The sequence below is a fragment of the Aquidulcibacter sp. genome (assembly GCF_049239865.1).
GTDB lineage: Bacteria > Pseudomonadota > Alphaproteobacteria > Caulobacterales > Aquidulcibacteraceae > Aquidulcibacter.
Window position 1 is genome coordinate 1 of sequence record NZ_JBMLTR010000190.1, and the last position, 9,237, is coordinate 9,237.

Consider the following 9,237-nt stretch of genomic DNA (forward strand, 5'->3'; position numbering starts at 1 on the left):
ATGATCAATCGGCCAAAATCTCAAAAGAATTGGACGAAGCCAAGCGCTTGCGCCAGGAAGCTGAAGCGTTGTGGGCATCCTATGAAGCCCAGCACGTCAAAGCCGTGGCCGATGCAGCTGCCATCATCGCGAAAGCGGAAGAAGATGCGGTTCGCGTTAAAGCTGAGGCTGAAGCCCAGCTAGAGCGTTCAATTGCCGCGCGCAGCAAGCAAGCTGAAGAGCGCATTCGTCGTGCTGAAGAAGTTGCGATCTCAGACGTCCGGGCGGCGGCTTCCAATGCCGCTATGGCCGTGGCAGAACAAGTCTTGTTGGCCAGCGTCAAAGGCAAGGCCGGCGAAAAGCTGGTTGCCAATGGCATTGCCGCAGTTGAAAGCAAGTTCGGCTGATCAAGCTTCAAGGGGCGGACCTGGTGAAAGCTAAACCGCCCTTGATCGCTTCACTTACGACAATCCAGACTTTGCGTGGTGTCGCGGCCTTAATGGTCGCGATTGCGCATTTGCATTCGGTGGAAAACCGCTTTGGCGGCACGCCTTTGCTGGGCAATTGGGCGTTGGCGGGGTTTGGCGGCGTCGACCTGTTCTTTGTTATTTCCGGCTTTGTCATGGTCTGGGTCACACGAGCCGACCAAGGCAAGCCCGCCGCCCTGCCCGGTTTTTGGTTTGCCCGGCTCGCCCGCATTTATCCGCTTTGGTGGTTGGTTCTGTCCGCGCTGGTCGCCGTTTGGATGATCAAGCCAGAGTGGGTTTATGCCAGCCATGATTCAAGCCCAGAACTCTGGAAATCCTATCTGTTGGTGCCAGACAAAGAGCTACCTCTACATGCGGTCGGCTGGACCTTGATCCATGAACTTTGGTTCTATTTGGTATTCGGGATCTTATTGCTTCTACCAGCGCGCTGGTTCCCGGCGGCGCTGGCGATTTGGGCAATTATTACGGCTGCTGCAGCCAGCGTCCTGCCGCGCCCGGACAATACTTTTGTCGCACTAATCCGTCACCCCCTCACGCTCGAATTCATTCTCGGAGCCGTCGTCGGTCTTTTGGCACAGCGGCGGATTTTCCCATCTCCACGTCTCATGGCGCAGTTTGGGGCCTTTTGGATGCTGATCTGCGCGCTGTCTCTGCGCGAAGATGCCCAAGCCATGTTTGGCCAAGAATGGCCACGGCTGTTTTACTTTGGCATTCCAGCGGCCTTATTGGTTTGGGGTTGTGTCGGCTTGGAGCAAGATGGTTATGAGAGCCCCAAATGGTCAAAGTCCTTGGGGGACTGGTCCTATGCGCTTTATCTGATCCATGTGCCAGTATTTGCCGCTTTAGGCCGCTTGGGGGCACCTTTGTCGCGCCCGGGGCCACTGGACAATCTGATCTTGCTGACAGTGGCGCTCGCCGCCGCCATTGTCGCCGCGTGGATCCTGCATGTAGGCTTTGATAGGCCGATCCAACGACTGGCGGCCCGCCTGCGCGGCAAGCGTCAAGCAGGCGGCTGACGGCCCCTGTTTCCAGTAGCCGTCAGCCTAAACTCGTGACCTTATTCGGCAGCGATTTTGGCAGGTTCCACCGGAGGAGCCCATTTCAAGACGGGCTTACGGGCAGCGCGCGTCTCATCCAAGCGCTTCACGGGGGCATGATAGGGCGCACCGGTAAAGCGGGCCGTGTCGCCCGATTTGGCGGCTTTCGCGAGGCCTGTCATCGAGGCAATGAACGCATCAAGGCTTGCCTTGCTTTCGCTTTCGGTTGGCTCAATCAGCATCGCGCCATGCACCACTAGCGGGAAATACATGGTCATGGGGTGATAGCCCTCGTCGATCATGGCTTTGGCAAAATCAAGCGTGGTGACGCCCGTGCCTTCCAGCCAAGAATCGTCGAACAAGGCTTCATGCATGCACACGCCATCAAAGGCCGGGCTCATATGCTCTTTTAAGCAAGCTTGGACGTAATTGGCATTCAGCACCGCATCTTCAGAAGCTTGCTTGATACCGTCGGCACCATGGCTCAACATATAGGTCAAAGCGCGCGTATACATGCCCATCTGCCCGTGGAAGGCGACCATGCGGCCAAACGGCTCGCCGTCGCTATCGGCTTCATGCTCAACAAGGTCCAATGTACCGTCCGCGCGGGTGACGACATAAGGGACTGGCGCAAACGGTGCCAGAGCGTCTGACAATACCGTTGGGCCAGAGCCCGGCCCACCGCCGCCATGCGGCGTCGAGAAGGTCTTGTGCAGATTGATGTGCATGGCATCGACGCCCAAATCGCCTGGACGAACCCTGCCTGCAATGGCGTTGAAGTTCGCGCCATCACAATAGAAATAACCACCCGAAGCGTGGATCAAGTCTGCAATCTCGCGAATATCACGCTCAAACAGACCGCAGGTGTTCGGGTTGGTCAGCATGATGCCAGCGACATCGTCACCCAGCTTGGTTTTGAGATCGCTGAGGTCAACGCGGCCATCGGGGGCTGCCTTGATTTCATCGACGATAAAGCCGCACTGCACGGCAGTGGCCGGGTTGGTGCCATGCGCGCTTTCGGGCACCAGCACGCGACGACGGTGGGCTTGGCCTTGGGCGTCCAAAGCTGCCCGGATTGCCAACATGCCGCACAATTCGCCATGCGCACCCGCCTTAGGCGACAGAGCGACGGCCTTCATGCCGGTCAAGGTGATCAACCAATGAGACAATTGATCCATCACGCCCAAAGCGCCCTGAACTGTCGAGATGGGCTGCAGCGGATGCACGTCAGCAAAGCCTGGCAAGCGCGCCATTTTCTCGTTCAAGCGCGCATTGTGCTTCATGGTGCAGGAGCCCAAGGGGAACATGCCCAGATCAATCGCATAATTGCGTTGGCTCAAGCGCACATAATGGCGCACGGCTTCAGGCTCTGACAGGCCGGGATTGCCGGTAGAGGTCTGGCGAGCAAGGCCGCCCAGACGCGCTGTGACGCCCTTCACCGGGGGCAAATCAACGCCCGTTCGGTCGATAGAGCCCGTCTCAAAAATCAGAGACGTTGGCTGCAAAAGGCCACGAGCGCCAGAGAAAGTGGTTGGGGCTGCCGCATCATTGGCAACAGAGGCGGTTGGACGGCCGACATTATTCATCGCCATGATCAGATCACCTTCTTCAGGGTATCGGCGAGGGATGCAATATCCTCAGCCGTTGTGGTCTCGGTTGCTGCAATCAACAGCACATTTTCAAAGCCGGGTTCTTGGCGTAGGCGCGAATAGGGCACGCCGCCCAACACATTGTGCGCGGCCATGGCTTCGACCGCTTTGGCAGCATCGCCGGGTAGACGCACCGCGAATTCATTGAAGAAGCTGTCGCTCAAGAGCTCAACACCTTGGATCGACGAGACAGCATCTGCCGCTTCACAAGCCGCTTCATGGTTCAATTGGGCTAGATGTTTCAGGCCCTTATCGCCCAACAGGGTCATGTGAATTGTGAAGGCCAAGGCGCAAAGCCCTGAATTGGTGCAGATATTGCTGGTCGCCTTATCGCGGCGAATATGCTGCTCCCGCGTTGACAGCGTCAACACAAAGCCGCGCGTGCCGTCGGCATCCACCGTCTCACCAGCCAAACGGCCGGGCATTTGGCGGACATATTTGTCCTTGGTCGCAAAGAGGCCGACATAGGGACCGCCGAAATTCAAGCTATTGCCAATCGACTGACCTTCGCCCGCAACAATGTCAGCGCCCATTTCGCCCGGTGGCGTGATCAGGCCAAAAGCGACCGCTTCGGTAAAGACCGCGATTAACAAGGCACCCTTGGCTTGCACCGCTTTAGCAAGCTCGGTGAAGTCGGTCAGGGTTCCGAACACGTTCGGGCACTGCACCACGACACAGGCCGTGTTTTGGTCCACCGCGGCCAGCACGGCTGCCTCGTCATTAATCGCAATCGGCAGACCAGCAATCTCAAGACCCGAGTGCTTAGCCAAAGTGCGCGCGGCGCGGCGGTAATGGGGATGAAGGCCGCCGGAGAACACGACTTTGGTCCGCTTGGTCACACGTGCAGCCATCACAACCGCTTCAGCACAGGCGGTGGAGCCGTCATACATGGAGGCATTTGCCACATCGCAAGCCAATAGGCCCGCCACTTGGCTCTGGAATTCAAACAAGGTCTGCACCGTGCCTTGCGCCATTTCTGGCTGATAGGGCGTGTAGGTGGTCAAAAACTCTGAGCGCTGGATCAAATGATCGACACTAGCAGGCACGGCATGACGATAAGCCCCTGCCCCACAGAAAAACGGCACACTGCCAGCCGCGACACTGCCATTGGACAGACGCTGCATGTGGCGCTCTACCGCCAACTCGCCTTGGGCGAATGGCAAGTCATGGATCGGACCATCCAAGCGGGCGATTTCGGGCACATCGAGGAAGAGATCTTCAATCGAGGCAACGCCGACTTTGGCGAGCATTTGCTCACGGTCTGAAGGGGTAAGGGGCAAATATCGCATCAGGTTTTCTGACTTTCTTTTTGCATTTCGTGGGAAAGAATCTGGTGGGAGGTGTGTGCGGAGGCAGCAAAAGCCTCCTGCACGGATTGATAATCTGCCTCTGGCTTGCCTTGGTTGATCTTGCGTTTGGCGATCAAGGCCGAGACCCGAATTTTTAGGCCGACGATGGCGCGTTCGAGGCTGGAGATATAATCCGCGGGCGCATCGTCAACCTTCCAAGGCTTGGGGGCTGCTGCTTCCATGTCTTGGGTGGCCGGCTCTAGAAAAGCCCGCATCGCGCTTGGATCGGGTTCAACGACCAAATGCCCGCGCGCCTCTGCCGCCAAATAGGCCCACGTCGGCACAACTTTGCCGTGGATCTGTTTGGAGGGATAAAGCGAGGGGCTAATATAGGCATCAGGCCCTCGGAAGACAGCCACGCAGGGCGCACCTTCGACCGGCACCGCCGCATGAAACGGATTGGCGCGCGCAACATGGCCGATAAGCTCATGCGTGCCGGTTGCTTCATCGTAACGGACCACCAAAGGCACATGCGCAATCACTGGCCCGTCGGGACCATTGACGCACAACACTGCGAAAGGATGGGCCTTTACAAAAGCCCACGCTTCCTGTGGGTCGTCCACCCGATTGTGAACCGGCACATACATAAGGCTTAGAGGCCTGCCAAATAGGTGTCGTAAGCCGCACGATCCATCAAAGCATCAAGCTCTGCTGGGTCGGTCAGTTTCAGCTTGGTGAACCAGCCCGTGGTTTCGGCCGCTTCGTTCACGCCTTCCGGTGCTTCGGCCAAAGCTTCATTAACGTCGACCACTTCGCCCGACACAGGCGCATAGACGTCCGAGGCGGCCTTCACGCTTTCAACCACGGCCACTTCATCGCCTTGCGACACGATGCGGCCGACGTTTGGCAATTCCACGAACACCACATCGCCCAATTGTTCAGCGGCATAGGCAGTGATGCCACAGGTGGCGATGTCGCCTGCAACAGAAACCCATTCATGGTCTTTGGTATATTTGGTGGTCATGGTTCAGCCTTTCCGGTGGTAATTATGGGGAACAAAAGGTAAGGGCGCGACGACCCAGCGGCGGGGTTGATCGCGAACGATCAAATCCAATTCAGTGCCGACCGCGGCAAAGGCCGCGTCGACATAACCCATGGCAATCGGCCCACCGACGCTGGGGCCATAGCCGCCAGATGTGACCATGCCGACCTTTTCGCCAGCCAGATTGCGGATTTCAGCGCCTTCACGTGCGGGTGCCTTATCCTTGGGCAAGAGGCCGACGCGTTTGCGGCTTGGCTTCTCGGCGAGCTCCTTCAGAATGCGCGCAGCGCCTGGAAAATCGCCACGCTCGCGCCGCACTTTCTGAATGGTCCAAGCAAGGCCTGCTTCAATCGGGCTGGTGGTCTCATCCAAGTCATGGCCGTAGAGGCAAAGACCCGCCTCTAGGCGCAGACTATCGCGCGCGCCAAGGCCAATGGCTTTGACATGCGCGGTGGCTAACAAGGTGCGCACAAAGGCTTCAGCCTTATCGGCGGCAATCAGGACCTCAAAGCCGTCTTCGCCCGTATAGCCAGAGCGGGAAACGACGACTTCGCCATAGGGGCCTTTCACCGTGGCAAATTCCATAAAGCTCAAGCGCTTTGGCCCGTCGCCAACATTGCCAATGGCATCCACCGCCTTAGGCCCCTGTACCGCGATCAAGGCGCGGTCATCGGCGCGCGTTAGCGTCGCTTTACCAGCGCAGGCTTCTGCGATGATCGCAAAATCTTGTTCTTTGCAGCCGGCATTGACGACAAAATAGAGTGTGCCTTGATCGGCATCTGCCTTCGGGCGGCCAACAAACAAATCGTCCAGCACGCCACCGCTGGCATTTGGTAAAGTGGTATAGCGCAACTGACCGGGGGCAAGGCCCGCAACGTCGCACGGCAGAATGGTTTCCACCAAGGCCGCAATTGCCGCATGGGCGGCATCGCCGGCCAGACTTGTATCATTGAGCGCCAAAAAGGCCGGGCCCATGTGCGAGACATCAAACAGACCGCAGCTCTCGCGCGTCCACACATGTTCTTTCATCACGCCTTCTGGAAACTGAACCGGCATCAGATAGCCAGCAAAGGGCACCATGCGGCCGCCCATGCTTTGCCAGAGCCCTGTTAGGGGTGTGGTTTTTAAGGAAGTATCTTCAGACATGGGCAGGCTCCGACAGGTACGCGACACGCCTCAGGGTTCCCCCGTTTCGGCGCGCGCCCCAGCTGTCTAAAACCTGAGAGTTTTCGCGGTCGGCCTTGAGACTTCAAGGGACCGCTTGCTCCTTCGGCGGTTGGACATTTTGCCCAACACTCTCCAGCGTATTGACGTGGCTGCGGTCCTTTTGCCTGAGAGTTTCCGGGGCGGTTGCTCCTTCGGCGCGGTCCTTTGGGGATCGTCTCTCCCGCAGTCACACATGAGCTTGGGCCGGTATCATCCGAGAGCGGCACAAGAGACGCCCTCCTGCCCGCGCACGCGCGGCGCGTCAACTAGTTTGGCAACCAACAGGGCTTTCATCGACAGGCTTTTGCAGCGCATATGCGCAGTTTGGCGGATTATTGGGCAGCCAAAACTTCAGCCGCCTGCTGTGGAAGTCTTAGGCGACAGAAGATAGGGCAGCCGCGTTCTCCGCCCGCTTTGGTGTCAGTGCCAACACGGTCAGGATCAACCACATGGCAATGACGCAATGGAAGAGATGCCAGCTCAGGTCTGGACCCAAAAGACTTGATTGACGCAAAAACAAGACGTTGGGCAGCATCACACCAAAGCCCATTGCCGCGCCAATATTTGGCTTCCCGCCTTTGCGGTCGAGCACAAATAGGGCGATCCCGCCAAGCAAGGCGAGGACATAAATGGGTGCGCCCGCAACGGGCACAATAATCGCCAGCCCCACGGCGCTGACACAAATGGCAATGCCAAACAATGGGCGAATACGGCCGGTTGTCGCTTCAAAAATCTGCCAGAGGATGAGGAGCAGGCCCAATAGACCGCCAATTTGAGAGGCAAATCGATGCGCCATGCCAAGCGGTTCGATCAATCCACTGGTAACACGGACCGTCCCGATCGCTGCAGCAAGCGCGAACAAAGCTACACCGAGCGCGCCGACAGGCTTATTGCCGCGCATGAGGTGCCACGCCCCCCAAACAGCGACGGCACAGACCAATCCATCGGTCAGCGCATAATGAAGCGGCATCATGGCGGGCTGGTCTTTGCGGCAACAGGGTCTACAGACGGGGCACCAATGCCAGCGGCGCGTTTGATATCGGTGCTGGAAAGACGAGAGCCATCATGGCTCCAGCCGGGCGGTGCGAAAACATAACAAAAGCGTTGAAACAGGGTCAGCCCCTTTTGGCTCACATCCTTAGCAATGCCAATATATTCGTGCGATAGGACTTTGAACAAGTTGAAGGTGTTGAGATTTTTCACCAAGCCATAAACGGGCCGATCGGCCTCATCTTCAGCAACAAAAGTCCCAAAAAGCCGATCCCAAATAATCAAGGTCCCAGCATAATTCGCGTCTAAATAGCGCGGATTGCTCGCATGGTGGACCCGATGATGCGATGGGGTGTTGAAGATTGCCTCGACCCAGCGCGGCAACTTATTGACGGTCTCGGTGTGCAGCATGAACTGGTAACTGGCATTGAGCACGCCGCAGAAGGTCACCATGATTGGGTCAAAGCCGATCAGAACCAAGGGCACTTTGAACAACATCGTGCCCGTAAAATGCTTGGTCCAACCCTGCCTCAGCGCGACCGCCAAATTATATTCCTGACTGGAATGGTGGACAACATGCATCGCCCAAACCCAGCGGCAGCGATGGGCGACCCGGTGATGGCAATAAAAACGCAAGTCATCCAGGATGAAACAAACCAGAAAAGTCCATGGATTTACCGGCAGGGTGAAAAACTGGAACGGCTGAACCAAGGATAAAATACCAAGTGTAATAAAGGCCGACATCGCATTCACTGGGTCACTCAACACGCCCGTCAAGATGCCCAAGGAAGCATCTTTGGCCGGCATTTTTCCGTTTGCCCGAAACAGCTTGATGGCAATCAATTCGATGGCAAGGAGCGTGAAAAAGAAGATCGCCGAATAAAGGCCGATATTACCGTGAATGAACTCGGTGGTCGTCATGCACTTCCCCCTTGGTGCCGTTTTGGCCCGCTTTATCGCGTTTGCACGGGAGGTTAGGCTAGGTTTTCTGCGCCAACAATTGAATAATAATCTATTATTATGTAGATAACGGAACATGTCGATTGATCTTGTCCTGATCCAACGGTTCGAAGCCGTCTACCGCTTAGGCAGCTTTTCCCGCGCAGCCGAAGAATTGCTGATTACGCATTCGGCGCTGACCAAAAGTATCCAAACACTTGAAGCCAAGTGGGATGTTCGGCTATTTGATCGCACGACCCGATCGATCATCCCGACCGAGGCCGGGCGAAGATTGGCTCTGACCGCTTCGGATCTACTTGCCCATTCAGAAAAGGTGCGCGCCGACGCGATTGCTGGAGAGCTACAACTCAACCTAATTTGCGGTCCTGCCGTCATCGACACGCTGATGCACGGAGCCTTGTTAGAGTTTCGCAAAACCCATCCCCAAGTGGCCGTACAAATTGAAACCATGCCGCCAGACCTGGCCAGTGACAGGCTGGTGCGACGGCAGGCACATCTTTTGTTGTTCCATTCAACCACGGTGGAAGGCCTAAAAAACCGGAGTGAATTGAAACTGCAAAAGCTGGTGTCTGAGGCCTATCAAGTCGTCTTTCGGCC

At 56.9% G+C, this 9,237-nt stretch carries 10 protein-coding genes and 1 riboswitch; of the genes, 3 read left to right on the top strand and 7 right to left on the bottom strand.

Going from position 1 to position 9,237, the window contains the following annotated elements; genetic code table 11:
* Together ACOVRA_RS13310 and ACOVRA_RS13315 are read left to right on the top strand one after the other, a co-directional pair.
* Positions 1-386 (top strand): ATP F0F1 synthase subunit B (locus tag ACOVRA_RS13310; protein ID WP_421720725.1); only part of this gene is annotated, 386 nt, incomplete at its 5' end.
* Positions 387-409: 23 nt separating this feature from the next.
* Positions 410-1,483, top strand: coding sequence for an acyltransferase family protein (locus ACOVRA_RS13315; protein WP_421720726.1), 1,074 nt, complete (start codon positions 410-412; stop codon positions 1,481-1,483).
* Positions 1,484-1,524: 41 nt separating this feature from the next.
* On the opposite strand, the gene gcvPB is transcribed toward ACOVRA_RS13315, so the two are convergent.
* The 7 genes from gcvPB to ACOVRA_RS13350 form a co-directional block, all read right to left on the bottom strand.
* On the bottom strand, positions 1,525-3,096 hold the full coding sequence (gcvPB, locus tag ACOVRA_RS13320) for an aminomethyl-transferring glycine dehydrogenase subunit GcvPB (protein ID WP_421720727.1): 1,572 nt from the start codon (positions 3,094-3,096) through the stop codon (positions 1,525-1,527).
* Between the two features lie 2 nt (positions 3,097-3,098).
* Positions 3,099-4,442 carry an aminomethyl-transferring glycine dehydrogenase subunit GcvPA gene (gene gcvPA / locus ACOVRA_RS13325; RefSeq protein WP_421720728.1) on the bottom strand — a complete coding sequence of 448 codons (1,344 nt, stop codon included), beginning with the start codon at positions 4,440-4,442 and terminating at the stop codon, positions 3,099-3,101.
* Positions 4,442-5,089: an FMN-binding negative transcriptional regulator gene (locus ACOVRA_RS13330; RefSeq protein ID WP_421720729.1), complete on the bottom strand. Its 648-nt coding sequence runs from the start codon at positions 5,087-5,089 to the stop codon at positions 4,442-4,444. The genes gcvPA and ACOVRA_RS13330 overlap by 1 nt, the downstream gene beginning before the upstream one ends.
* A gap of 5 nt (positions 5,090-5,094) precedes the next feature.
* Complete coding sequence (gene gcvH / locus ACOVRA_RS13335; RefSeq protein WP_290802330.1) at positions 5,095-5,466, bottom strand: glycine cleavage system protein GcvH; 372 nt, start codon at positions 5,464-5,466, stop codon at positions 5,095-5,097.
* A gap of 3 nt (positions 5,467-5,469) precedes the next feature.
* A complete protein-coding gene (gcvT, locus tag ACOVRA_RS13340) occupies positions 5,470-6,630 on the bottom strand; it encodes a glycine cleavage system aminomethyltransferase GcvT (protein ID WP_421720730.1) in 1,161 nt (386 codons plus the stop codon).
* A 163-nt stretch (positions 6,631-6,793) separates the two neighbouring features.
* Positions 6,794-6,884, bottom strand: a riboswitch (glycine riboswitch).
* A gap of 179 nt (positions 6,885-7,063) precedes the next feature.
* Positions 7,064-7,663 (bottom strand): hypothetical protein, encoded by a 600-nt coding sequence (locus ACOVRA_RS13345; RefSeq protein ID WP_421720731.1) that lies wholly within the window; start codon positions 7,661-7,663, stop codon positions 7,064-7,066.
* On the bottom strand, positions 7,660-8,601 hold the full coding sequence (locus tag ACOVRA_RS13350) for a sterol desaturase family protein (RefSeq protein WP_421720732.1): 942 nt from the start codon (positions 8,599-8,601) through the stop codon (positions 7,660-7,662). Before ACOVRA_RS13350 ends, ACOVRA_RS13345 begins: the two co-directional genes overlap by 4 nt.
* Positions 8,602-8,716: 115 nt before the next feature.
* On the opposite strand from ACOVRA_RS13350, the gene ACOVRA_RS13355 reads away from it, so the two are divergent.
* Positions 8,717-9,237 (top strand): LysR family transcriptional regulator (locus tag ACOVRA_RS13355; protein WP_421720733.1); only part of this gene is annotated, 521 nt, incomplete at its 3' end.

Excerpts from the sequence above, each read along its gene's own strand:
- gcvPB (WP_421720727.1), bottom strand. The coding sequence starts at position 3,096 with ATGGCGATGAATAATGTCGGCCGTCCAACCGCCTCTGTTGCCAATGAT.
- gcvPA (WP_421720728.1), bottom strand. The coding sequence starts at position 4,442 with ATGCGATATTTGCCCCTTACCCCTTCAGACCGTGAGCAAATGCTCGCC.
- ACOVRA_RS13330 (WP_421720729.1), bottom strand. The coding sequence starts at position 5,089 with ATGTATGTGCCGGTTCACAATCGGGTGGACGACCCACAGGAAGCGTGG.
- gcvH (WP_290802330.1), bottom strand. The coding sequence starts at position 5,466 with ATGACCACCAAATATACCAAAGACCATGAATGGGTTTCTGTTGCAGGC.
- gcvT (WP_421720730.1), bottom strand. The coding sequence starts at position 6,630 with ATGTCTGAAGATACTTCCTTAAAAACCACACCCCTAACAGGGCTCTGG.
- ACOVRA_RS13345 (WP_421720731.1), bottom strand. The coding sequence starts at position 7,663 with ATGATGCCGCTTCATTATGCGCTGACCGATGGATTGGTCTGTGCCGTC.
- ACOVRA_RS13350 (WP_421720732.1), bottom strand. The coding sequence starts at position 8,601 with ATGACGACCACCGAGTTCATTCACGGTAATATCGGCCTTTATTCGGCG.